Origin of the sequence: Dokdonella sp. (assembly GCF_036518555.1) — a bacterium.
GTDB lineage: Bacteria > Pseudomonadota > Gammaproteobacteria > Xanthomonadales > Rhodanobacteraceae > Dokdonella_A.
Map to the genome: position 1 here is coordinate 1 of NZ_DATDMY010000034.1, position 22,899 is coordinate 22,899.

Consider the following 22,899-nt stretch of genomic DNA (forward strand, 5'->3'; position numbering starts at 1 on the left):
GCGGTCGCCGCGCTGCCGACCACCGACGAAGCGCACGTGCGCGCGCAGGCCTGGCTCACGCGCGTGCGCGCACTCATCGCCGCCGGGCGCTCCGACGACGCGCAGGACGAATGTGCGCAGTTCCAGCGCTGGACCAGCGAGCACGCCGACATGCCGTCGATCGGCCAGTTCGCGCGCTTGGCCGATGCCGAGCTCGCGCGCGCGGGGCAGCGGCGCGAGGACGCCTACCGCAGTTATGCGGCCGCGTTCGCCGACGCCGAGCGATGGGGCGTTCCGAAGGACCTCGCCGTCGTCGTCTCGTCCTACGGCGCGAGCCTCATCGCGGACCGCGAGCTCGATCGCGCGAGCGAGGTCGTCGGCCGCGTCGCGCGCTGGGCCGAACAGGACTACGACTGCGCACTGCTGCAGGCGCACCTCTACGAGGCGCTGCACCAGACCGACGCCTGGCGCGCGGCCCTCGCGCGCGTGCGCGCGCTCGCGGGCGAACGGCCGGTGCCGGCCACGGGCGACGCCGAAACGCCGACGCGCCGCGGGTAGGCCGGCCGCGCGGCCCCCCGCCCTGGCCGCGGCGCCCCCGTCGAACGGCCGTCCAGCCGGCCATGCCGCCGTCCGTCAGCGTCGCTTCATGCGATACGAACGGAAAACGAATGAAGATGGAGTGCAGCGGCGCACTCCCCGCGCGATCCTGCCCCGGTTCCATCGAGGGCCGCCGTTCGACAGGCGCCTGCCGCACCGGATGCCGTCGAGGGCAGGCAACGGTCCGGCGTGCGGCCCGCACGTTTCGGCGCGCGATCCGTTGCGGCTGCGACGAAGCGGCCGCATGCAACGTCCTCGGTGCAAAGTCCCCCCGGTCGGGGTACCCCCCAACAGCCCCGACCGGCCCCGCCGTCGCCTCCCTCTCTCCCTCGGGCGACGGCGGGAATTTCTCCCTGACGCGCACCGGTCCGCCGCTCCCGGCGGACCGGTGCCGCGAAGACCGGGGTGGACGCGCGCATCGGCATTCCGTCCGCGAAGACGCCCCGCGCCCAGGGTGGCCTGAGCGGCGCGGCAGTCGGCGGGTCAGTCGTCGTCCCAGAGACCCGTCGTTTTCGCCGCGGGTGGCTTGCGCGCCGATCCGTCCCCGGCGGCGACCGCCTGCCAGACCGCGAGTGCATCGCGCGTCGGCGCGACGTCGTGCACGCGCACGATCGCGGCGCCGCGTTGCGCGGCGATCAGCGCCGCCGCGACCGAACCCGCCACCCGCTCGTGCGGTTCCTCGCGGCCGGTCAGGATGCCGATCGAGCGCTTGCGCGAGAGCCCGGCCATCACCGGCGCGATCTCGGCGAAGCGCTCGAGCGCGCGCAGCAACGCGAGGTTGTGCTCGAGTGTCTTGCCGAAGCCGAAGCCGGGATCGACGAGGATCTTCTTCTTGTCGATGCCGGCCATCTGGCACGCGAACAGCCGCTCGGCGAGGAAGCGGTGTACTTCGCCGACGACGTCGTCGTAGTGCGGCGCGTCCTGCATCGTGCGCGGCTCGCCCTGCATGTGCATCACGCAGACCGGCACGCCGAGCGCGGCGGCCGCATCGAGCGCACCGTCGCCGCGCAACGCGCGCACGTCGTTGATCAGCCCCGCGCCCGCGCCGACTGCAGCGCGCATGACCTCGGCCTTCGACGTGTCGATCGAGATCGGCACTTTCACCTGTCGCGCGAGCGCTTCGATCACGGGTGCGACGCGTGCGATCTCGGTCGCCGCGTCGACCTCGTCCGCCCCGGGCCGCGTCGATTCACCGCCGATGTCGAGCAGGTCCGCGCCCTGCTCCACCAGCGCAATGCCGTGCGCGACCGCGCGCGCGGGATCGACGAATTCGCCGCCGTCGGAGAACGAATCGGTGGTCACGTTGACGATGCCGCACACGAGGGTGCGGTCGAGCACGAGCTCACGGCCGTTGCAGTCGAGGCGGGCGTGGAACATGGCGGCTTCCGGGTGGGCGGCCCGGGCATTGTATGCGCGCTTCCCTCATCGGTTCGTCGCGAACAGCGAGTGGGTCGTGCTCCTCGCTCCGTCACGCGACGGCAGGCGACGGCGGCACGGCGGTCGCCGTGCGCGCCTCGGGACGCATGTCGCGATGCGCCCGTCGCGCGCCGGGACGTATGTCGACGCGTTCATCCGGCCGCTTCGAAGCCGTCGGCGTAGATCGCATCGTCGAGCGGCGTCGAAACGACCGCCGTGTCGTCGGCGGCGTTTCCGTCCGCCTCGTCGGCCCTCGCCGCGAACGTCGTAGTGACCGGGTCGGCCGGGTTCGCGCCGACGACGGTGTCGAGGACGAGCGTCGCGCTCGCGCCTGCGGCGAGCGGATCGGCGAGTGCGCACTGCAGGTTCGCGCCGAGGCCGAGGCAGGTCCATCCCGACGACCCCGGCGTACCCGCGCTCGCGAGGTCGGGAGCGGTGACGACGACTTCGACGTGGTTCGCGGCATCGGGGCCGTCATTGTGCACGTCGACCGTGTACTGGATCGCCTGGCCCGCGACGACGGACGCCGCATCCGCACTCGCGCTCACGCCGAGATTCGCCGACGGCGGAACCTCGCCGACGCAGTTGTAGCAGACGAGCGCGAAGTCCTGGTCGGTCGCGTCGCCCGAGTGCGGCAGTGCATCCGAATTGACGTCGGTCGCGAGCACTTCCACCGTGACGGAGCCCGCATGCTGTGCCGACTGCAGGAAAACCGCTTCGGTGTTGTTCTTCGCGTCGGCGCTGCCGCCCGGGGTCGACCAGCCCGCGTCGTCGAGCACGTTGCCGCGATAGACGGTGCCGTCGGCGGTCACGCGTAGATCGAGGTCGTTGTTCCACGCGGGCGTCGAACCGCCGAGGCCGTGGCCGGGCGCGTCGGTCCAGGCGAGCATGATGCGGATCGGCTTGGCCGGGTCCGCCGCCGTGTAGGTATGCGTCCAACTCTCGCCGGTGTTGTCGAACACGGTCGCCTGGTCGACGTACTCGACCGCCGCGTCCGGCGCGAACACGGGCGGCAGCTGCAGGCGTCCCCAGCCCTGCTTGCTGTCGAACAGGTGCGTGAGCACGCCGCCGTCCGCGTCGTGGTTGCCGGTGAGGTTCTTCGCCACCGCGGTGAACGCGGCCTTGATCATCGCCGGGCTCGGGTCGTGGCCGAACAGGTTGCGGTAGTACTCGACGAACAGCGCGGAGGCACCGGTCACGTGCGGCGAGGCCATGCTGGTGCCACACATGAGCTCGTAGCCGGTCGCGCTCGCGCTCGAATCGACGCTGCACCCGGGGGCGACCATCGCGGGAATGCTGCGCCCGTCGAGCGCGGGCCCGTGGGCGCTGTTCGAAGAAAGGTCGTCGATCGCGGCGATCTGCACGGTCGCCGAACTCTGCATCTTGGTCGAGCCGATCGTGAAGATGTTCTTCGCTTCGTCGGGCGTGCCTTGCGAGCTGACGCCGCCATAGCCGTTCATGAACGACAGCACGAAATGGAGCGGCTGGTCGCCCGGCGCGGTGGGATCCGCATCGCGCACGCCGACGTCGACCTGGCGCGTATCGTCGTCGTAGCCACGCGGCGAGCCCGCGGGGCCCCAGCTGTTGCCCGACATGACCGCACCGTTGCGTTGCGACTCGGTCATGAGCAGGAGCATGCCGCCCGCCTGCGTGAATGTCGGGTCGTACAGCTGCTCGACGAGCCTCGCGCCCGGCGCCATGCCGAGCCCGCGCAGGAACCCGTTAGCGAGCGTACCGGAACTGCCGTCCGCGGCCATGATGCCGGCCGTGTGCGTACCGTGCGCATCGCTCGCGGCGCCGCCGCAGGTCGTGCCCGCACACGGCAGCATGCGATGCACGAGATCCGGATGCGTGTCGTAGATGCCGCCATCGACATCGGCGATCACGACACCCGCGCCATCGAGGCCGATCTGCTCCAGGTAGGCGAGGTAGCCCGGCACGGCGAGGTTGTTGCCGCCGTAGTTCCCGGCTGCGATCTGGTCGCTCATCTCGCCGCGCAAACCGCCGTCGCGCGGCACGGGCTGGATGCTGTAGACGCCAGGAACGTTCGCGAGCGTCCCGAGGCGGTCTCCCGCGACGCGTACGCTGACGACCGAAAACGTGCGGTCGACGGCGCGCTCGCCGACGACGTCGGCGCCGGCTGCGCGCAGGCGGGCGGTGACGCCGGCAGCGCCTCGATACGTGCTCACGTGCGCCTCGATCGTGTCGGGCGGCAGCGCGCGCCACTGCGGCAGTACCCGGTAGGCCGGGGCGAAATCGCCGCTCCAGCGCACGGCGGCGCGCGCGGATGCCGCCCGCAGCTGCGACGGGCGCGCCCACACGACGTACGTGAACGGATGAATGTACTGGACCGGTTCGACCCCGGCCGCGCGCAAGGCGTCGAGATCGCTCTCGCGTACGGGGCCGGTGAACTGCACGAGGTGCAGGTCGCTGCCGTCGGCCGTGGTCGATGCGACATGTCGCCAGCCGGCGGGCAGTGACGGCGGCGCACGCACGGGATCGAACCGCGCGCCGCCGAGATCGAGCACGAACGGTTCGGCGATGACGTCGACGTCGAAGCCCGCGCTGCGGATACCGCGCAATTGCGCATCGTCGACGGTGAGCCACTGGAAGCGGCCGTAATCGGTGCTGCCCGCCGACGTGCCGCGCACGCGCGCGAGTTGCTCCGCCGCGGCTTCCACGCGCAACCCGTAGATGCGCGCCGGGGGCGGCGTCGCCGACGCGGCTATCGAGAACGACGCGGCGATCGCCGCCGCGATCAAGGTCGGACGATGGATGCAAGGCATGCGCTGGCTCCCCGGGGTGGCTGGAGAACCCACCGGTGCGGCCGCGCCATCGGCATCGCCGGACGTCCCCAGGGCGCCCGCCGCATCGCGCGGCAAAATTCGAGTGTATACCACCCGACGCACCGCCCGGCTCCGGCGCGCGCCCGAAAAAAAGGCCGTCCCCAGGGACGGCCTTCGTCATGCTGCGGATGCGATGGGCTCAGTCGCCGAGGCGTTCGCGCGGCTGCACCGCGGGACCGCCGATCGGGCTCTCGCCACGCGGCTTGTCGCCACCACCGCCGCTGCCCGGCTTCTTGTCGCCGCGCCAGTCCTTCGGCGGACCTGGCGTGCGACCAGCCATGATGTCCTCGATCTGCGCGGCATCGATCGTCTCGTACTGCAGCAGCGCTTCCGCCATCGTGTGCAGCTTGGCGAGGTTTTCCGTGAGGAGCTCCTTGCTGCGCGCGTACGCACGGTCGAGGATGTCGCGCACTTCCTCGTCGATGCGGCGCGCGGTCTCGTCGGAAACGTTCTTGTGCTGCGTGACCGAACGGCCGAGGAACACTTCGTCCTCCTCCTCGCCGTACGCGATCGGGCCGAGCTTGTCCGACAGGCCCCACTTCGTGACCATGTTGCGCGCCATCTTGGTCGCGCGCTCGATGTCGTTCGACGCGCCCGTGGTGACCTTGTCGGCACCGAAGATCAGCTCCTCCGCGACGCGGCCGCCGTACAGCGAGCAGAGCCGGCTGACGATGTTTTCCTTGTTGTAACTGTAACGGTCGTTCTCGGGCAGGTACATCGTCACGCCGAGCGCGCGGCCACGCGGAATGATCGTGACCTTGTAGACCGGGTCGTGGTCCGGCACGAGGCGGCCGACGATCGCGTGACCCGCCTCGTGGTACGCGGTCAGCTTCTTCTCGTCTTCGCTCATGATCATCGAGCGCCGCTCGGCGCCCATCATGATCTTGTCCTTCGCGCGCTCGAAGTGATCCATGCGCACTTCGCGCGAATTCTCGCGCGCGGCGAACAGGGCCGCCTCGTTGACGAGATTGGCGAGGTCGGCACCGGAGAAGCCCGGCGTGCCGCGCGCAATCGTCAGCGGCTCCACGTCGGCGGCGACCGGCACCTTGCGCATGTGCACCTTGAGGATCTGCTCGCGCCCGCGCAGGTCGGGCAGCGGCACGACGACCTGGCGATCGAAGCGACCCGGGCGCAGCAGCGCGGGATCGAGCACGTCCGGGCGGTTCGTCGCGGCGATCACGATCACGCCTTCGCTGCCCTCGAAGCCGTCCATTTCGACCAGCAACTGGTTCAGGGTCTGCTCGCGCTCGTCGTGGCCGCCGCCGAGGCCGGCGCCGCGATGGCGGCCGACCGCGTCGATTTCATCGATGAAGATGATGCACGGCGCGTGCTTCTTCGCTTGCTCGAACATGTCGCGCACGCGCGCCGCGCCGACGCCGACGAACATCTCGACGAAGTCGGAGCCCGAGATCGAGAAGAACGGCACCTTCGCCTCGCCCGCGATCGCCTTCGCGAGCAGCGTCTTGCCCGTGCCGGGCGAACCGACCATGAGCACGCCGCGCGGGATCTTGCCGCCGAGCTTGGTGAACTTCGACGGGTCGCGCAGGAACTCGACGAGTTCGGACACTTCCTCCTTCGCCTCGTCGCAGCCTGCGACGTCGGCGAAGGTGATCTTGACCTGGTCCTCGCCCTGCAGCTTCGCGCGCGAACGACCGAACGACATCGCGCCGCGCCCGCCCGCGCCCGCCTGCATCTGGCGCATGAAATAGACCAGCAGGCCGATGAAGATGAGGATCGGCACCCAGTCGAGCAGGATGCGCCAGAGCGGCATCACGTTGTCGGGCGGCGTCTGGCGCACCTCGATGTTGTTCTTCGCGAGCAGCTCGAGCAGGTCCTTGTTGCCGTCGATCGGCACGATCGTCGACACGGTGCTGGTTCCGTCCTTGAGCTTGGCCGTCGCCTTCGATGGGATCTCGGCGCTGAACGTCACCGACGACACGCTGCCGTTGCCCACCTGCTGGGTGAACTGCGAATACGGCACGTCCGTCGGCTGCGAGACGCGCGGGTTGAAGCTCTGGAACACGGTCAGCAACACGACCGCGATGACCACCCAGAGCAGCAGATTCTTGGCCATGTCGTTCATCGTGCGGAACTCCCGCGAGCGGCCGGGCAACCCTGCGCGGACGGTTCACGAATAGCGGCGGTGGTCTGGAAAATTTCGAACATGAATGCCCTCACGCGCGCTTGCCCACGGCCAGCGCATACACTTCCGGGCTGCGTGCCCGGGAAGCCTTCGGCTTGCGGATGCTGACTCGCTCATAGCCTGCACGCAAGCGCCTGACGAAATCGTCGAATCCTTCGCCCTGGAAAACCTTGGTCAGGAATGCCCCGCCCTTGCGCAGGTGCTGGGCGGCGAATTCCTCCGCAAGTTCGACCAGGTGCATCGAACGCGGCTGATCGACCGCGTTCACGCCACTCATGTTGGGGGCCATGTCCGAAAGCACAAGATCGACCTCGGCACCGCCAAGCGCCTGTTTCAGCTGCTCGAGCACCGCGTCCTCGCGAAAATCGCCGAGGATGAACTCGACGCCGCCGATGCCCTGCATCGGCAGGATGTCGAGTGCGATCAAGCGCCCCTTGTCGCCGAGCCGTTCGCGCGCAACCTGCGACCAGCCGCCCGGCGCGGCGCCGAGGTCGACGATCACCATGCCCGGTTTGAGCAGGCGATCGCGCTCGATAAGCTCCTCGAGCTTGAACACCGCGCGCGAACGCCAGCCTTCGGCCTGCGCCCGCTTCACGTAGGGGTCGTTGAAATGTTCCCGCAGCCAGCGGGAACTCGATTTGCTGCGCGCCATGGGCCCGGAGTCGCGTTCTGCCCGTGGCGGCGCACGCCGGTGACCGGCGCCTGCTGCGAGGGACTCGTCAAGGCGGCCATGATACCCTGTCCGACCCGCGGTCGGCTCTCCCGCCCGCCTCGATTCGGTTGCCGTTCATGCCCCTGTCCGCCTCCCAGAAGCGCTACCTGCGCGGTTTCGCCCACGACCTCAAGCCCGTGATCCTCGTCGGGCAGAAGGGCGTCACGGCCGCCCTGCTGGCCGAATTCGACGGCGCACTCGACCACCACGAGCTCGTCAAGGTCAAGCTCGCCGACGACGACCGCGCGTCGCGTGCGGCATCGATCGAGGAGATCCGCGCGCATTCGGGTGCCGAACTCGTGCAGGCGATCGGCAAGGTCGCCTGCTTCTACAAGCGCAATCCGGACCGCAACCAGTTCCCGCTGCCGAAAGGCTAGGGCCGCGCCGTGCAGCTCACGCATGAACTGCCGGAAGGGTATTTCTTCTTCCGCTCCTGCGCGCCCGGCGCCGTGAGCGTCGTCGATCGCGAACTCCGGACGAGTTTCCTGCTCGCACCCGATCGCATCGTCGAGCACTGGCCGGTGAAGGTCGCGGCGGAATTCGACGTCGCGGCCGCCGAGTCGGTCGCTGCGCTCGCGCCCGAAGTGGTCCTGCTCGGCACCGGCGAAACACAGGTTTTCCCGCCACGCGAGGCGCTCGCGGCCTTGCTTCGCCGGCGCATCGGCGTCGAAGTGATGACGAATTCGGCCGCCTGCCGCACCTACAACCTGCTCGCAGGCGAGGGCCGCCGCGTCGTCGCCGCGATCATGCTGCCGCCTCCGCCCGGCGCGGCCGCCTGAGTCGCGCGACGGGGCCGTGACGCCCGGTTCGGGTTGCCACGCTCGCCGTGCGCGTGCGCGGGCCCGCAGGTCACGCCGGCCAGGCGCTGATCGTCACGTAATAGCCGTCGGGATCGCGCAGCGAGAATTCCATCGTCCCGGTGTTGGGGTTGCGGTTCGCATCCTCCTCGAATCCGTCGACCAGGGCCCGTGCGCGCTCGCGCGCGGCGTCGAAGTCGTCGACGCGGAAGAACAGCAGCAGGCCATTGCCGGGCTCGGCACGGCCAGGGCTCGCCAGCGTGGGATGCTCGTGCGCTCCCCACGCGTGCAGGCACAGCAGCACGGTTCCGTCGGAGTCCACGATCTGGCCGAAATGGGCGTGCGCCGGCGCGCCCGCCGGCTGGCCGAACAAGCGCTGGTACCACGCGAAGCTGCGCGCGACGTCGCGGACGCCGATGACGGTCCAGGTGCGCTTCATCGCGTCGCGACCGGCCCCTCGTCGGAGCGCGGCATCAGTCGCAGGATACTTCGAGGTCGACGACGCGCGCGGCGGCCATCGTCCGCAGGATGCGCAGCAGGATTCCCGCCGACGCCGCACCGGACAATTCGCCTTGCGCGTAGTTGACCATGAGCTCCCAGTGCGAAAGCGACTCGCACCGCGAGGGCAGCTTGCGACTGCGGTAGTACGAGGGTTCCGCATCGCACACGTCGCGCACGGAGTTGCTGAGGACCGGCGTGCTGACGACCGCGACGATGCGCCACTCGGGATTCATGACTGCTCCGGGATCGTGCTCCGGGAGGGCCACTATGGGCCCCGCCCCCCGCCCAATCGGTGACGCGGGTCTCGAAACGGGACCCGCTTCACACGAATTTGCGATCCGCGGGCCCGCGTGCGGAGGTCCATATGCGGCCGCTCCGGATCATGTCGCTCGTCGAAATCCGCCGGCACCATGAGTCCCTTCGCGGCCGCGCGCCGCGCGCGATCAATCCAGCAGGATCGCGCCCCCGGCATAGGTGCTGCGCACGGCGCGCAGATCGTCCTCGATGTCGCCCGCGGACACGCCGAGGCGATACCAGCCGATCGTCGTGTCGGTCGCGGCGCGTTGCGCCGGGTCGACATCGACGGTCCAGAGGATGTCGCCCACCGCGTTCGACCATACCGTGACGTCGCCGTCGGCGAGGGCGGCGTGGATCGCGAGTGCGGTGGCGGCGAGATCGCCCGAGAGCATGTGCGCCGCCCGTCGCGTACGGCGCCTCATTGGACGCCGGGCTCCCACGCCTCGGCCGGGCCGTCGCGCAACACCCACGACCCCCAGACGATCCGGAATCGGTCGAGACGACCGAGGTCGGCGAATCGGAGCAGCGCTTCGAGCACGCCGCGCGTGGTCGCGAGCGCGTCGTCGGTCTGCGACACCGCGACGCAGACGCTGTACCAGGACGAGCCGTGCGGCGACTTGATGAAGTGCTCGATGCGGTAAGGTGCCGCGCTGCCGAAGCCCGCGAGCAGCGCGCGCACGTCCTCGAGCGAGGCCGTCGTCTCGATGACGGCGAGGGTGTGCATCCGTGATGATCCTGCTGTCGTTTCCGTTTCGTTCATGCGTCGACGCCATGATGGCCGCGGCCTGGAAGCGCGGAAGTCTGCGCGCCGAGCTGAACGCCGTCGTGGGACGCATGCCCCGGATCGCCCGGGGCATGTGTCCCGTGCCGGGCCCCGTAACCCCTCTCGACATCGACGCATCGCTCACGGCATGAGCAGAACACCGACACCACCGGCCTCCCTCGCGGACTTCGACCAGCTTCGCCAGATCCTCGCCGGCCTTGCCGAAGGCGTGATCCTCGTCGGGCGCAAGCGCGACGTGTTATGGGCCAACGCGTCGGCCTGCGCGCTGCACGGCGTGAAGACGCCGTCCGAACTCGGCGGCACGACCGCGGGCTATCGGCGCCTGTTCCGCCTGAAGTACCGCAACCATCATCCGCTCAGGGCCGCGCAGTACCCGCTCGAACGCGTCGCTGCAGGCGAGATCTTCGATGGCGTGATCGTCGACGTGCAGGCGCACGCCGATCCGGACTCCCATTGGGTGCACCGCGTGCGCGGGCAGACGATCCTGTCGCCGCAGGGCACCGCCGACCTCCATGCGCTGTTCATCACCGACATGACCGAATGGGCGAGCGCCGAACACCGCTTCGAGAAGGCGTTCGGCGCCAATCCCGCACCCGCGGTGATCTGTCGGATCGGCGACCTGCGCTACGTGAAGGTCAATCCCGGGTTCCTGCAGATGACCGGCTTCACGAGCGAGCAGGTGGTCGGTCGCTCCACCTACGAGCTCGACGTGCTCGCCCACGCGGCCGCCCGCGACGACGCGATCGCGCGGCTGTCGGCGTGGCAGACGATTCCGCAGATGGAAGCCGAACTGATCGCCGCCGACGGCAGCGGCAGGCTCGTCGTCGTCGCTGGACAGCCGATCGAGATGGCGGGCGAGCCGTGCATGCTGTTCACCTTCATCGACCTCGAACCGCGTCGCAAGGTCGAACTCGCGCTGCGCCACAGCGAGGAGAAGTTCGCCAAGGCATTCGCGATGTCGCCGCTCCCCGCCATCGTGTGCCGCGCCGACACGCTCGAGATCACCGACGTCAACGAAGCCGCCTCCGCCCTCGCCGCGCGGCCCACGACCGAGCTCGCCGGCCGCACGCTCGACGACCTCGGCCTGCTCGGATCGGGGCCGGAGCGCAAGCGCGTCGCTGCGCAGCTCGGGTCGCATGGGCGGGTGCGCAACGCCGAACTCACGCTCGCGCTGCGCGAGGGCGAGTCGATCGACGTGCTGGTCTCCGCGGATACCGTGCGCATCGAGGACCGCGACTGCGTCCTCATCGCCTACCTCGACATCACCCATCGCAAGCGGCGCGAACTCGAGCTCGCCGATGCGGTCGAGGCGATCATGCAGGACGCCTCGTGGTTCAGCCGGCCGCTGATCGAGCGACTCGCCCGCGTCCGCCGCGGCGACGCGCCGGTCGATTCGGCCGAACTCGCGAGCCTCACCCGCCGCGAGGGCGAGGTGCTCGCGCTGATCGGCGAAGGGCTCGCGGACAAGACCATCGCGGCGCGCCTCGGGCTCTCGCCGCGCACCGTGCGCAACCATGCGACCTCGATCTACGCCAAGCTCGGCGTGCGCAGCCGTGCCGAGGCGATGCTGTGGGTACGCGAGCGCGGCATGCGCGGCCTGCCCGCCACGGCGGAGCGATCACGCCGCGGCCACGCCTGATCGGGGGCGTGGCGCCGTCGGCGGATGGCGCGACGAACCGCGGTGGCCGAATCCGGCGCACAATCGCGTAATCGGGAAACGTCCTCCGACCACGCGAGTCCGCCATGTCCTTCCGCCGTCGCTTCGTGCTCCTTCCCGTCGTCCTGCTCTCGCTCGCACCGCTCGCGCGCGGGCAAGCGCTGGTCGTCTACGACGACGCGCTCGAGAACGGCTTCGGCGACTGGTCCTACGGCGGCGGCAGCGACTTCGCCAATACGACGCCGGTACACGCGGGGATCCGCTCGATCGCGTTCGCGGGCAACGCGTTCAATGCGGTGTCGTTCACGCACGAGTCCGGCCTCCTGTCCACGACGGGTTACCCCACGCTGCACTTCTGGGTGCACGGTGGAACGGCCGGCGGCCAGCAGCTGGGGCTGGTGCTGCAGACGAACTGCAGCGCATCCGGCAACCCGTGCACGGTCGTCGCGCAGGGCGACCTCGGCCCGTACATCGCCGGTGGCGCGCCGGCCGCGGGCACCTGGCGCGAAGCCACCGTGCCGCTCGCGCAGCCGCCGCTGTCGTACTCGGGGCCGTTCGACCGCATCGACATCGTCAGCGATGCCGCGGGCGCGCAGCCGACGCTGTACATCGACGACGTCGCCTTGCAGGCAGGGTCGAACGTCGTCGATCCGATCTACGCGAACGGGTTCGAGGGCGCGCCCGTCGCGGCGGACCTGCTCGTCGAGGAACACGACGTGACGGTCGACTCGATGGTCAGCGACCGCTTCACCTGGCGCGATTCGGCGAACGCGCCGCGCGTTGCGGTGCTCGCGCACAACGACGGCCAGACCGGTCCGACCGCACCGGGTGGCTACCCGAACCGCGGCGGCGCGCTGCGTGAGTTCCGGTACCGGATGCCTGACGGCTCGACGCGCGTCGCCGGCGTCACCGACTACGGCAACGCGGGACAGGGTGGGTTCGGCTACGTCGTCTCGCATTCGGCCTGGCCGAGCAACGGCGGCGGTTGCAATGGCGATGATTCGCCGCTCGGCTACGGTACGCCAGGGTCGTTCCAGCGCGTGTTCGAAGGCCGCCACCATGCGATCTTCCGCTTCACGCAGGCCTACCCGCGCCATTGCAGCTCGGCGGCGGGCGGCGCGAGCGCGGTCGTGCCCGTGACGATCGACTGGACCTTCTCGACCGGCCGCGACAATCCGCTCTGGTCGGTGACCTGGGACATGAGCGCGCTCGGCGCGGATTACCTGTTCGACGATTCGCGCGCGCCTTACGGCGAACTCGAGATCGACGGCAGCGGCGCCGCCGACATCAGCGGCGTCGCATGGGGCGATCGCTGGCAGTTCACGAGCACGACCGCGCCGGTCACGCTCGACAGTGCGTGGACCTGGAATACGCCGAACAGCGTCCCGTACGTGAAGCTCTGGGTGACGACGACGAACGCGACGATGGGGCTCGTGCAGAGCCAGACGATGACGCAGCAGGACGCGGGTGCGCGCAATGCGTTCTATCACGACGTCACTGCGTACTGGAACCACACGAGCGCGCAAGGCGATGCCGGCGACGGCTACGCGATGCCATGGCAGGACAGCTGGCCGTACCAGGCGAACTCGTACTCGATCGACGTCGGCACGTCGAGCAACAACGCGCGCCTGACCTGGGGCACGTCGTACGGCTTCCTCGGCCAGACGAGCTACGACGTGCATGACGGCGTCGTCGCGACCGCGTCGGGCTATCCGAAGAAGAGCTATGCCGTCTACGTCGTACTCGGCCCGCACACCGCGAATCCGGTCGAGAGCCAACGCGCCGAAGTGGAGGCGATCCAGACACTCGTCTTGAGTGCGAGCGTCGGCAGCGTCGCGACGAGCGGGCCGGCCGGCCCCGCGCGCAGCGATACGATCACCTACGCGCCCGCCGGCTACGACCCGGTGCGCGGGGCGCTTACGTTCAATGCCGCCGCCAACGCGCTCGACGCGAACATCGCGGTCGGTGCCGGTCGCACGCTGAAGCACCCGCTGCTCGTCGTGCGCGGCATGAGCGCATACCCGCAGACGGTGAAGCTCGATGGCGCGACGCTCGTCGCCGACGTCGACTACTACCCGTCGCTGCGCGCGGGCGCGAACGAGCTGTGGCTCACGCTCAACCGCGATCTCGCGGGTACGGCGAACCGGCTCCAGTTGCAGCCCTAGGTCCTCCGCGCGCGGCGCGCAATCTCCCGACGCCCCGCGCGCGGCGCCGCGCGCATGGCGTTTCATGCGCCCGGCTGCGTATTCCGTCAGGTCCGCGGCCTTGCGCCGCCCACGGGAGATGCCTCGTGTTCGTTCGAATCCGTGCCGGCCTGCTCGCCGTCTCGCTCGCTTTGCTGCATTCGCCGCCGGCCGTCGCCGGCGGCCCGGTATTCTGGCTCGGCGGCGGCGGCGCGCCGTGCAACTTCGGCTCGCTGTCGACCGCGCTCGGCGCCGTGCCGCAGGGCGCGACGATCCGCATCGCGAACAACCAGTCATACGCGAACACGAATCTCACGATCTCGAACAGGAGCGTGACGCTGGAAGGCGGCTGGGCGGATTGCGCCGGCACGCCGTCCGCGCAGCGGACGCTCATCGAAGGTGCGGCCGGCGCGAACCTGCCGGTGCTGCGCATCCAGGCCGCGGGCACGTCGCGCAGCGTGCGGCTCGAGCATCTCGAGGTCCGCGGCGGAACGCGTTCGGGCATCGAGGTCGACGGACTGCTCGACGTGCGCCTCGACGACACCCTGGTCACGGCGAACAGCGCTGCCGACGGCGGCGGCATCTCCGTGACGGGTGTGTCGCCGGCGCAGACCGTGCTGCGCCTCGTGCACAGCACGGTCGGCACGCCCGAGGTCGGAAACGGCGACGGCAACGCAGCGACGTTCGGCGGCGGCGTGTACTGCGCCGACGCGCGCGTGCAGCTGAGCAGCGCGCTCGTGCAGGGCAACGACGCCGACTACGGCGGCGGCATCGCGCTGCTCGCCTGCGATCTCGACGCGGGCGCGGCCGCACTCGTCGTCGCCGGCCATCCCTTGCTGTCGGCGCTCGTGCGCGACAACACCGCGACGTTCTTCGGCGGCGGCCTCTACGCGACGAATGCGAGCAACATCGGCCTCGACAACGACCACCAGCCCGTCACGTTCGAGGCGAATCGCGCGAGCCGCGGCGGCGGCATCCACCTCAGCGCCGCTGGCACGCAGTTCCACGGCGCCGGCATCACGCTCGCCAGCAACAGCGTGGGCGGCTTCGGCGCCGCGGCCTACGTCGAGAGCGGCGCGTATCTCGCGCTCGAACGCGGCGCCGACGGCGGTACGTCGTGCGCCCGCGACGCCGTCTGCAGCCGCATCGTCGACAACACGGTCGACGATGTGCCGACCGCGGCCGCCAGCGCGCTGCAGGTCATCGACGCGGTTGCGGTCATTGCGCAGACGGACGTCGCCGGCAACGCGTCCCACACCGGCCAGTCGCTCGTCCGCCTCGACGGCCACAGCGGGGTGCGCGTGGTCGACAGCCTCGTGCACGACAACGATGCGGGCGCCGGCCGCCTGATCGTGCTCTACGGCAGCGACAACCTGTTCACGCTCGGCGCGAGCACGGTCGTGGGCAACGCGACGCTCTCGCCGCTGGTCGACGTGCGCGAGAGCGGAGGCGCCGCGGCGTTGCACTTCGACCGCAGCGTCGTCTGGCAGCCCGGAGTGCTCGTGCAGGACACGAACGCGGGCGAGACGGTGTCGAGCACGTGCATGAACGTGCACGCGGGCGCGGGCATCGACGGCGTCACGACCGACCCCGGCTTCGTCGATGCGGCGACCGGCGACTTCCGGCTGCGCGCCGATTCGACGAACGTCGACGCGTGCGCGGACACCGCGGCGGCAGCCGGAACGGGCGCAAGCCACGTCGATGTCGCCGGCCATCCACGCCCGCAATCGGCCACCGGCTCGCCGACGCCGTTCGATCGCGGCGCCCATGAACTCGTCGACCTCGTCTTCGCCGACGGCTTCGATCCAGCGCCGCCGTGAAACGGCGGGGCGCGGGCGCTGCCGCGCGCGCTCACTGGGAGGCGAGCTTGCGCAGGCGCTCGAGGCCCTCTTCCTGGATCTGCCGCGCGCGCTCGCGCGAGATGCCGAGGTCGCGGCCGATGTCGGCGAGCGATTGCACGGGCGTGCCGTCGAGACCGAAACGGCGCTGCAGCACGAGGCGCTGGCGCTCGTTGAGGCGGGCGATGAGCGCGTTCAGTCGCTCGCTGCCGATCGCGGCCGCGGTTTCGTTCGTGCCGTCATCGCCGTCCTGGATCGTGCCGATCAGCGCGCGCTCGCCGGCGTCGAGCGCATCGAGCGAGTCGACGCGCTCGCTGACGCGGAACAGTTCGGCGACGTCCTGCACGCTCTTGCCGACGACCTCCGCGATCTGGTCCAGGCTCGGCGCCGCGCCATTGCGCGCGGCGAGCTCGCGTTCGGCGCGCAGCACCTGGGCGAGCTCGCGCAGCACGTGCACGGGCAGGCGCACGGTGCGGCCCTGGTTCATCACGGCCGACTGCACCGCTTCGCGGATCCACCACACCGCGTAGGTCGAAAAGCGCAACCGGCGCGCGGGGTCGAACTTGCCGACTGCACGGATGAGCCCGAGGTTGCCTTCGGCGATGAGATCCATGAGAGGGACGCCGCGGCCGACGTACGGTCGCGCGACACTGACGACGAGGCGCAGGTTCGCCTCGATGAGTCGGCGGCGCGCATCCGCGTCGCCGGACTGCACGCGCTCGGCGAGCGCCCATTCCTCGCGCGCACCGAGCAGTTCGATGTAGCCGATCTCGCCGAGGTACGCACTCGCGGAACTGCGTGCTTCTTCGTCCTGCGGTTCGATCGCGTCGACGAGATCGAGGATCCCGTCCTGCTGGGCATGGGCATCATTGGCGTCGGGCCGCGTCACGGACGCAGCTTACGGCAACGCCGATGCAGGCGTCATTTCCGCGCATGCGGGTCCAACGAGCGGGACGGCGTGCGCGAACGACGGGGCGTGCGCGGGAAGCCGCGGACCCGCGAGCGCGATACGGGTTTCTCCGTGCGAGGGACGGGTTCCGCGCATGCCGATGTCGGCGAATGCATTCCTTCGACGCGCGCGCGCGGACCTCGAGGTCACCTGCGTCGCCGCCGCACGACGCTCAACGCCGCGGCAGGAAGTCGACCGGGTTCGCCGGTTTTCCGTTGCGGCGGATCTCGAAATGCAGCGAGTCGCGGCTCGCGCTGCTCGAACCCATCTCGGCGATCACCTGCCCGGCCTTGACCCGATCGCCTTCCTTCACGAGGCGCTTGCTGTTGTGGCCGTACGCGGAGAGGAAGCTCGGGCTGTGCTTGATGATGATGAGTTCGCCGTAGCCGATCAGGCCATTGCCGCTGTAGACGACGGCGCCGTCCGCGGCGGCACGCACGGGATCGCCGCTCTTGCCGGCGATGTCGATGCCCTGTCGCGTCGGATCGCCCGCCGCGTAGCTGCCGACGATGGGTCCCTCGGCCGGCCAGCGCCAACTGACCTCGCCGGCGGGCAGCGCAGGCTCCGGCGCGGGCGGCGCCGTGGGTTTCGGCGCCGGCGCAGGTGCGGCACCCGCGCCCGTCGATGCGGCTCCCGCGGTCGTCGCCGACGGAGCGGCCGCCGTCCCCGCAGGCGGCGGCACGTCGCGACTGGACGAGGCGGGCGCCGTCGCGGCACGCGCCTCCGCGCGCGTCGGTGCGGGCGTGGATTGCAGGGGTTCGAAGGCGCCGGGCCTGGGAGCGCTGTTCTTCGTCGGCGTTGCGACCGTATTCGGGCGCGGCGGCGGCGGAGCCGCCGCCATGCGCGAGGCCCCTGCCGGCGCCGCCGCCGCCGGCGGCGCGCTCGTGCGCAGTTCCTGGCCGACATAGATCGTGTACGGCGCGCCGATGCCGTTCCAGTCCGCGAGTTCGCGGTAGTCGACGCCGTGGCGGAACGCGATGCTGTAGAGCGTGTCGCCGCGCTGCACGAGATAGGTGTCGGCCTTCACGCCGACAGCCGCGGCGGGCGCGCGCGCGCGAGGCGGTCGGTCAAGGCTGCGGTCCTCGACCGGCGCGGGTCCCGTCGAGGCGCAGCCCCCGATGCACGCAGCGAGCATCAGGCCGACGAGGCGCCGCTCGAATCCACCGCAGAAATATCTCCGCATGACAATATGTTACCGCATGAATTTCAGGTACACGATCAACCCGGCGACCGCCGCGACGATGAGCCACCCGATCCACTCGATCCAGCGATGCAGCAGTTCCTCCGCACGCCGGCCGCCGAGGCGGATCGCGCCCGCGAGCAGGAACACGCGCTTGCCGCGCCCGACGACCATGCCGCCGACGAACGGCAGCAACGGCATGCCGACGATGCCGGACGCCCACGTGAAGATCTTGAGCGGCACCGGGATGAACCCGGCCGCAACGAGCATCCAGAACGCCTGCCACGGATGCGCACCCATCTCGGTGCGCAGCTCGGCGACGAGCGCGTCGATGCGGGGCAGCCAGCCGAGCCAGGCGAACAACGGTCGCATCGCGTCGAACGCGAAGTGGCCGAGCGCATAGGCGGCCAGCGCGCCGACCAGCGAACACGCGAGGCTCACGCCCGCATAGCGCGCCCAACGCCGTGGCTGCGCGAGCACCATCGGCGCGAGCATGATTTCGGGCGCGATCGGGAAGATGATCGCTTCGACGAAGCTCAGCACGCCGAGGTAACGCTCGGCGAACGGATGCGACGCCCACACGAGCGCGCGTTCGTACAGCGGCCGGAAGAGTTTCATCGAATGCGCTCCCTGCCGTTCACGAGGCGGCGATCCGTCGCGGTGCCGTTCATCCGAGGCCGCCGAGCAGGGGTACGAAACTGACCGCGCCGAGATTCTCGGAGACGAATCCGTCGTCGCCGTGTCGCACGCGCAGCAGGCCCTGGCGGCCCGACGGCCCGACCGGCGCGACGAGGTACCCCTCCGGCGCGAGTTGCGCGAGCAGCGCGGGCTCGAGCGCCGCCCCCGCCGCGGTCACGATGATGGCGTCGAACGGCGCCTGCTCGGGCCAGCCGAGCCGACCGTCGTCATGCTTCGAACGGATGTTGGACAGGCCGAGCTTGCGGAAGCGGCGCCGCGCGTTGCGCAGCAGTTCGTCGATACGCTCCACCGTGTGGACCTGCTCGACGAGCGCGGCGAGCACCGCGCACTGGTAGCCCGACCCGGTGCCGACCTCGAGCACGCGGCGCGGAAGCCTCGCCTCGATCAGCGCTTCGGTCATGCGCGCGACGACCCAGGGCTGGGAAATCGTCTGTCCCTGCCCGATCGGCAGCGCGGTGTCCTCGTAGGCGCGCGACGCGAGTGCTTCGTCGATGAACAGGTGGCGCGGCAACTGGCGCATGACGTCGAGCACGCGCCGGTCGCGGATGCCCTCGGCGACGAGGCGGTCGACGAGGCGATCGCGCGCCCGCTGCGAGGTCATGCCGAGGCCGCGCGACGACGGATCCGGGCGCGAGAACAGCGGACTCATGGTCAGGCGGCCCCGGCGACGTCAGGCCGCAGCGCAGCGACCCAGCCGCTCACCTTCTCGAGTGCCTGGAAGCGCGTGAGGTCGACATGGATCGGCGTGATCGAGACGTAGCCGTCGCGCACCGCGTTGAAGTCCGTGCCGGGGCCGTCGTCGGCAGCCTCGCCCGGCGGGCCGATCCAGTAGATCGGCCGGCCCCGCGGATCGTTCTGAGCGATGCACGGCGCCGAGCGGTGTCGCCGTCCGAGTCGCGTGACCGCGAGGCCGCGGATCTCGTGCCACGGCCGATCGGGCACGTTGACGTTGAGGATCGTATCGGCCGGCAACGGATCGACGAGCAGGCGGCGCATGAGCAGGAGTACGGCTTCGGCGGCGCTGTCGTAGTGCGTGCCCTTGTGGTCCTTCGTCACGAGCGACACCGCGATCGCAGGCAGGCCGAGGAAGCGTCCTTCCATCGCCGCCGACACGGTGCCCGAATAGATGACGTCGTCGCCGAGGTTGGCCGCATTGTTGATGCCCGAAACGACGATGTCGGGCTCGTGGTCGAGCAGGCCGGACAGCGCGAGGTGCACGCAGTCGGTCGGCGTACCGGCGACGCGCCAGCGACCGTCGTCGAGGCGCAGCGCGCGGATCGGCGCGTCGAGGGTCAGCGAATTGCTCGCGCCGGAACGGTCGCGGTCGGGCGCGACGACGGTGACGTCGCCCACCGCTCCGAGGCGCCGCGCGAGCACGTGGATGCCCGGTGCGTCGACGCCATCATCGTTTGAAACCAGGACTCGCATGCGGCTTCCTGCGCCCGCGCCAGCGCGCACGGCACACCAGCGGGTATCTGTTCTCGGGGAAGCAGGCATGATAGCGGATCGGGCCGGCGGACGCTGACGCCGGGCAGGCAGGCGGTTGTCGATGCGGACCCGCGTGGTTACGCTCGGACCCTACCGAACAGGCCCGATGCGACGGGCCGCCCGCCCGAGACGAGCACGCAGCTTTACGCACGTTCGTGACGATATCCGACGACAAGCCCTGGTCAGTGCGCGTGCGCGATGCGCTGCGACGGCGCGCCGTCGCCTCCCGTGCGCCGATCGAGGACGCTTCGTCGCCGGACGAGGACGCGCGGTTGTTCCGCGACGCGATCGGCGAAGTGCGCCCGCTGCCGGAACCGGAGGCGGCCGAACCGACGCGGCCGCGGCCCGCACCGGAACCGCTCCAGTCCGAGCGCGACGAGGCGAGCGTGCGCGACGAACTGCTCACGCACGCGATCGACCACGGTGCGATCGAGGTCGGCGACGAGATCAGCTACCTCAAGCCGGGCCAGCCGCCGAGGCTGCTGCAGAAGCTGCGCCGTGGCCAGTTCAGCGTGCGCGCGGAAATCGACCTGCACGAGATGAGCGTCGCAGTCGCGCGCGAGGCGATCCGCCAGTTCCTCGACGATTGCCGCCGCCACGATGAACTGTGCGTGCGCATCGTGCACGGCAAGGGCCTGCGCTCGAAGGCGCACGGCCCGGTGCTCAAGCAACTCACGGACGGCCTGCTGCGCCGGCGTGCGGACGTGCTCGCCTTCACGTCGGCGCGCCCCGCGCAGGGCGGCACGGGCGCGGTGATCGTGCTCCTGCAGGGCGCGTGAGGACGGCACGCGCGACGCGCGTGCGCCGATGCCAGGCAACGTGGGACCTCAACCGTCGTTGCGCGCGAGGCGCTCGGGACGCGTCGGGTAATTGACCCACATCACGGTCGCGTGGCGGCGAAGTGCCCACTGGTTCACCGCGATGACCTTGCCGTAATCGATGTCGCCGTCGTACGAGCGGCGCGCCATGCCGTTGCGGCCGCCGCTGCCGGCGCACGCCGACAGGCCCAAGCCCAGCAGTACCGTCAATCCAATCGCGAGCGATCGCATGACAACCTCCGCTTCGGACGCCGCGACCACGGCACGATCGCCATGATCGCGCGGACACCATACGCCCGATCGACGCGCCCGGCATGTGCCCCGCCGCGCGAAACCCCCGCTTCGCCGCATCACGCCATTTCAGTGCGCCAGTCGCACAATTCGCGCAACACGGTCGTCGCGAAGCTGCCGGCGCCGAGGGCGAACTCGACGACGAACCGGTCGGAACCCTCCCACGCGTGCGCGAGGCCCGCCGCGCGCAGGCGCAGCGCGCGGCGTTCCTGTTCGAGGCCGGCGCGTTCGAGGCCCTCGGCGATCGCCGCGTGCGGAGCGATCGCCGCGCGCTCGAGCGCGGCCACGGCGCCGACGGAGCGCAGCTCGCCGCGCCCCCACAGAGGGCCGGTCGGGTGGATGTCGCCTGCTTCGAGCCGGCGCGCGAGGTCGTCGCTCCACGGCTCCGGCCCGAAGATCGCGTGCGTGCCGTCGAGCATCCAGACTTCGCCGTCGACGGCGCGATTCCAGTCGTCGCGCTCGACGCGCGAGGCGAGCACCGCGTTGAACAGTTCCGAGCGCGCCGCCGACAGCGCGATGCCGCGGCGCTCACGCGGCATGCGTTCGCCCGCGAACAGGCGCGCCGCGAGCGCGAGGTTGCCGCCGTCGCGGCCGAAGCGCTGCTCGCCGAAATAATTCGGCACGCCGCGGGCGGCGATCGCGGCGATGCGGTTTTCGATCGCGTCGCGATCGCCGCGCACGTCGCGCAACACGATCCGGAAACGGTTGCCGCGATGCGCGCCGCGCTTGAGCTTGCGGTTGTGGCGCGTCGCCGAGAGCACGCGCACGCCCTCGATGGCCACGGCCGACCAGTCCGGGTCGGCGCGTCCCGCGAGCTGCACCGTGAACGCCTGCCGCGTGACGGCATGACGATCCTTGAGCCCGGCGAAGCCGACCGCGAGTGGCGCGACGCCGGCCGCGCGCGCGAGCTCGCGCGCGACCCACTCGGTGTTCGCCCCGGTCTTCTCGACCACGAGGAATGCATGCTCGCCGCTGCCGGAAGGCTCGAAACCGAGCACTTCGTCGACGCGGAAATCGACGGGGTCCGCACGCAGCACGCCGGTCGCGGGTGGGCCGCCGTGCGCGTACGGCAGCGCACCGCTCATTCGAGTTCGTCCGGCTCGAGCCGGCGCGCGAATGCTTCGAGCGCGGGCGTGGCCGGTGGCGTGACCGTCGCCGCGGCGCGGTGCCGGTGCAGCAGCACGACCGCGAACGCGGCGATGCCCTCGCCACGCCCGGTGAAGCCCATCTTCTCGCTCGTCGTCGCCTTCACGCTGACGTCCCCGACGGTACAACCGAGGTCGGCCGCGAGGTTGAGGCGCATCGCCTCGACGTGCGGCGCGAGCCTGGGCCGTTCGCATACGACCGTGATGTCCGCGTTCGAGAGCGCGTAGCCGCGCTCGATCGCGAAGGCCATGCAGCGCAACAGCAAATGCCGGCTGTCGACATCCTTCCAGAGCGGATCATCGGGCGGAAAATGATGGCCGATGTCGCCGAGCGCGAGCGCGCCGAGCACCGCGTCGCAGAGCGCATGGATCACCACGTCGCCATCCGAATGCGCAACGAGTCCGTGCGTATGCGGCACGCGTACGCCGGCAAGGGTGACGTGGTCACCCGGTCCGAAGGCGTGGACGTCGATGCCTTGGCCGATGCGCATCTCGTGAGGGCCGGGAGCTGGGGGCTGCAAGGATACGGCAAGCGTGCGGCGTGCGGTGCAACCGGTCGCCGGGGCTGGGCCGAAGCGG

Annotated in this window: 23 protein-coding genes and 1 pseudogene; 8 read left to right on the top strand and 16 right to left on the bottom strand. The window is 70.6% G+C overall.

Annotated elements, in window-relative coordinates; all coding sequences use genetic code 11:
* Positions 1-537 (top strand): hypothetical protein (locus VI238_RS01975; protein ID WP_331647881.1); only part of this gene is annotated, 537 nt, incomplete at its 5' end.
* A gap of 522 nt (positions 538-1,059) precedes the next feature.
* On the opposite strand, the gene folP is transcribed toward VI238_RS01975, so the two are convergent.
* The 4 genes from folP to rlmE all read right to left on the bottom strand — a co-directional run bounded on the left by folP (position 1,060) and on the right by rlmE (position 7,633).
* On the bottom strand, positions 1,060-1,953 hold the full coding sequence (gene folP / locus VI238_RS01980; RefSeq protein ID WP_331647883.1) for a dihydropteroate synthase: 894 nt from the start codon (positions 1,951-1,953) through the stop codon (positions 1,060-1,062).
* Positions 1,954-2,144: 191 nt separating this feature from the next.
* The gene (locus VI238_RS01985) at positions 2,145-4,778 is read right to left on the bottom strand and encodes a S8 family serine peptidase (RefSeq protein ID WP_331647885.1); all 2,634 of its coding nucleotides are present in this window, start codon (positions 4,776-4,778) and stop codon (positions 2,145-2,147) included.
* Between the two features lie 199 nt (positions 4,779-4,977).
* The gene (ftsH, locus tag VI238_RS01990) at positions 4,978-6,921 is read right to left on the bottom strand and encodes an ATP-dependent zinc metalloprotease FtsH (RefSeq protein WP_331647887.1); all 1,944 of its coding nucleotides are present in this window, start codon (positions 6,919-6,921) and stop codon (positions 4,978-4,980) included.
* Between the two features lie 91 nt (positions 6,922-7,012).
* Positions 7,013-7,633, bottom strand: coding sequence for a 23S rRNA (uridine(2552)-2'-O)-methyltransferase RlmE (gene rlmE, locus VI238_RS01995; RefSeq protein WP_331647889.1), 621 nt, complete (start codon positions 7,631-7,633; stop codon positions 7,013-7,015).
* Between the two features lie 137 nt (positions 7,634-7,770).
* Here rlmE and yhbY point away from each other — a divergent pair, with 137 nt between their 5' ends.
* Together yhbY and VI238_RS02005 are read left to right on the top strand one after the other, a co-directional pair.
* Complete coding sequence (gene yhbY / locus VI238_RS02000; RefSeq protein ID WP_331647891.1) at positions 7,771-8,070, top strand: ribosome assembly RNA-binding protein YhbY; 300 nt, start codon at positions 7,771-7,773, stop codon at positions 8,068-8,070.
* Between the two features lie 9 nt (positions 8,071-8,079).
* Complete coding sequence (locus tag VI238_RS02005) at positions 8,080-8,472, top strand: Mth938-like domain-containing protein (RefSeq protein WP_331647893.1); 393 nt, start codon at positions 8,080-8,082, stop codon at positions 8,470-8,472.
* 70 nt (positions 8,473-8,542) lie between these two features.
* On the opposite strand, the gene VI238_RS02010 is transcribed toward VI238_RS02005, so the two are convergent.
* The 4 genes from VI238_RS02010 to VI238_RS02025 form a co-directional block, all read right to left on the bottom strand.
* Positions 8,543-8,929, bottom strand: coding sequence for a VOC family protein (locus VI238_RS02010; RefSeq protein WP_331647895.1), 387 nt, complete (start codon positions 8,927-8,929; stop codon positions 8,543-8,545).
* A gap of 34 nt (positions 8,930-8,963) precedes the next feature.
* Complete coding sequence (locus tag VI238_RS02015) at positions 8,964-9,224, bottom strand: hypothetical protein (RefSeq protein WP_331647898.1); 261 nt, start codon at positions 9,222-9,224, stop codon at positions 8,964-8,966.
* 210 nt (positions 9,225-9,434) lie between these two features.
* Complete coding sequence (locus VI238_RS02020) at positions 9,435-9,680, bottom strand: hypothetical protein (protein ID WP_331647900.1); 246 nt, start codon at positions 9,678-9,680, stop codon at positions 9,435-9,437.
* A gap of 26 nt (positions 9,681-9,706) precedes the next feature.
* Entirely contained in the window at positions 9,707-10,012 is a 306-nt protein-coding gene (locus tag VI238_RS02025) for a hypothetical protein (protein ID WP_331647902.1), read from the bottom strand.
* A 2-nt stretch (positions 10,013-10,014) separates the two neighbouring features.
* Between VI238_RS02025 and VI238_RS02030 the strand changes: the two genes are divergently transcribed.
* From VI238_RS02030 to VI238_RS02045, 4 genes are all read left to right on the top strand, one after another.
* Entirely contained in the window at positions 10,015-10,203 is a 189-nt protein-coding gene (locus tag VI238_RS02030; protein WP_331647904.1) for a hypothetical protein, read from the top strand.
* Positions 10,200-11,711, top strand: coding sequence for a PAS domain S-box protein (locus VI238_RS02035; protein ID WP_331647906.1), 1,512 nt, complete (start codon positions 10,200-10,202; stop codon positions 11,709-11,711). Before VI238_RS02030 ends, VI238_RS02035 begins: the two co-directional genes overlap by 4 nt.
* A 104-nt stretch (positions 11,712-11,815) precedes the next feature.
* Positions 11,816-13,894, top strand: a complete 2,079-nt coding sequence (locus VI238_RS02040) for a hypothetical protein (RefSeq protein ID WP_331647908.1) — start codon at positions 11,816-11,818, stop codon at positions 13,892-13,894.
* A 125-nt stretch (positions 13,895-14,019) separates the two neighbouring features.
* Positions 14,020-15,732, top strand: a complete 1,713-nt coding sequence (locus VI238_RS02045) for a hypothetical protein (RefSeq protein WP_331647910.1) — start codon at positions 14,020-14,022, stop codon at positions 15,730-15,732.
* Positions 15,733-15,763: 31 nt separating this feature from the next.
* On the opposite strand, the gene VI238_RS02050 is transcribed toward VI238_RS02045, so the two are convergent.
* The 5 genes from VI238_RS02050 to surE form a co-directional block, all read right to left on the bottom strand.
* Complete coding sequence (locus VI238_RS02050; protein WP_331647912.1) at positions 15,764-16,639, bottom strand: sigma-70 family RNA polymerase sigma factor; 876 nt, start codon at positions 16,637-16,639, stop codon at positions 15,764-15,766.
* Between the two features lie 232 nt (positions 16,640-16,871).
* A complete protein-coding gene (locus tag VI238_RS02055) occupies positions 16,872-17,726 on the bottom strand; it encodes a peptidoglycan DD-metalloendopeptidase family protein (RefSeq protein ID WP_331647913.1) in 855 nt (284 codons plus the stop codon).
* 165 nt (positions 17,727-17,891) lie between these two features.
* On the bottom strand, positions 17,892-18,497 hold the full coding sequence (locus VI238_RS02060) for a DedA family protein (protein ID WP_331647915.1): 606 nt from the start codon (positions 18,495-18,497) through the stop codon (positions 17,892-17,894).
* A 49-nt stretch (positions 18,498-18,546) separates the two neighbouring features.
* Entirely contained in the window at positions 18,547-19,227 is a 681-nt protein-coding gene (locus VI238_RS02065; protein WP_331647917.1) for a protein-L-isoaspartate(D-aspartate) O-methyltransferase, read from the bottom strand.
* Positions 19,228-19,229: 2 nt separating this feature from the next.
* Entirely contained in the window at positions 19,230-20,006 is a 777-nt protein-coding gene (gene surE, locus VI238_RS02070; protein ID WP_331647919.1) for a 5'/3'-nucleotidase SurE, read from the bottom strand.
* Between the two features lie 263 nt (positions 20,007-20,269).
* On the opposite strand from surE, the gene VI238_RS02075 reads away from it, so the two are divergent.
* Complete coding sequence (locus tag VI238_RS02075; RefSeq protein ID WP_414650014.1) at positions 20,270-20,845, top strand: Smr/MutS family protein; 576 nt, start codon at positions 20,270-20,272, stop codon at positions 20,843-20,845.
* Positions 20,846-20,893: 48 nt separating this feature from the next.
* Here the strand turns inward: VI238_RS02075 and VI238_RS02080 are convergent, their stop codons facing one another.
* The 3 genes and pseudogenes from VI238_RS02080 to ispF all read right to left on the bottom strand — a co-directional run.
* Complete coding sequence (locus tag VI238_RS02080; protein WP_331647921.1) at positions 20,894-21,115, bottom strand: hypothetical protein; 222 nt, start codon at positions 21,113-21,115, stop codon at positions 20,894-20,896.
* Between the two features lie 119 nt (positions 21,116-21,234).
* Positions 21,235-22,260, bottom strand: a complete 1,026-nt coding sequence (gene truD / locus VI238_RS02085; protein ID WP_331647923.1) for a tRNA pseudouridine(13) synthase TruD — start codon at positions 22,258-22,260, stop codon at positions 21,235-21,237.
* A gap of 83 nt (positions 22,261-22,343) precedes the next feature.
* Positions 22,344-22,811: pseudogene (ispF, locus tag VI238_RS02090) on the bottom strand (2-C-methyl-D-erythritol 2,4-cyclodiphosphate synthase); the annotation flags it as partial.
* Positions 22,812-22,899: the final 88 nt, after the last annotated feature.

Coding starts and splice junctions, on each gene's coding strand:
- folP (WP_331647883.1), bottom strand. CDS start 1,953: ATGTTCCACGCCCGCCTCGACTGCAACGGCCGTGAGCTCGTGCTCGAC.
- VI238_RS01985 (WP_331647885.1), bottom strand. CDS start 4,778: ATGCCTTGCATCCATCGTCCGACCTTGATCGCGGCGGCGATCGCCGCG.
- ftsH (WP_331647887.1), bottom strand. CDS start 6,921: ATGAACGACATGGCCAAGAATCTGCTGCTCTGGGTGGTCATCGCGGTC.
- rlmE (WP_331647889.1), bottom strand. CDS start 7,633: ATGGCGCGCAGCAAATCGAGTTCCCGCTGGCTGCGGGAACATTTCAAC.
- yhbY (WP_331647891.1), top strand. CDS start 7,771: ATGCCCCTGTCCGCCTCCCAGAAGCGCTACCTGCGCGGTTTCGCCCAC.
- VI238_RS02010 (WP_331647895.1), bottom strand. CDS start 8,929: ATGAAGCGCACCTGGACCGTCATCGGCGTCCGCGACGTCGCGCGCAGC.
- VI238_RS02015 (WP_331647898.1), bottom strand. CDS start 9,224: ATGAATCCCGAGTGGCGCATCGTCGCGGTCGTCAGCACGCCGGTCCTC.
- VI238_RS02020 (WP_331647900.1), bottom strand. CDS start 9,680: ATGCTCTCGGGCGATCTCGCCGCCACCGCACTCGCGATCCACGCCGCC.
- VI238_RS02025 (WP_331647902.1), bottom strand. CDS start 10,012: ATGCACACCCTCGCCGTCATCGAGACGACGGCCTCGCTCGAGGACGTG.
- VI238_RS02035 (WP_331647906.1), top strand. CDS start 10,200: ATGAGCAGAACACCGACACCACCGGCCTCCCTCGCGGACTTCGACCAG.
- VI238_RS02040 (WP_331647908.1), top strand. CDS start 11,816: ATGTCCTTCCGCCGTCGCTTCGTGCTCCTTCCCGTCGTCCTGCTCTCG.
- VI238_RS02060 (WP_331647915.1), bottom strand. CDS start 18,497: ATGAAACTCTTCCGGCCGCTGTACGAACGCGCGCTCGTGTGGGCGTCG.
- VI238_RS02065 (WP_331647917.1), bottom strand. CDS start 19,227: ATGAGTCCGCTGTTCTCGCGCCCGGATCCGTCGTCGCGCGGCCTCGGC.
- surE (WP_331647919.1), bottom strand. CDS start 20,006: ATGCGAGTCCTGGTTTCAAACGATGATGGCGTCGACGCACCGGGCATC.
- VI238_RS02080 (WP_331647921.1), bottom strand. CDS start 21,115: ATGCGATCGCTCGCGATTGGATTGACGGTACTGCTGGGCTTGGGCCTG.
- truD (WP_331647923.1), bottom strand. CDS start 22,260: ATGAGCGGTGCGCTGCCGTACGCGCACGGCGGCCCACCCGCGACCGGC.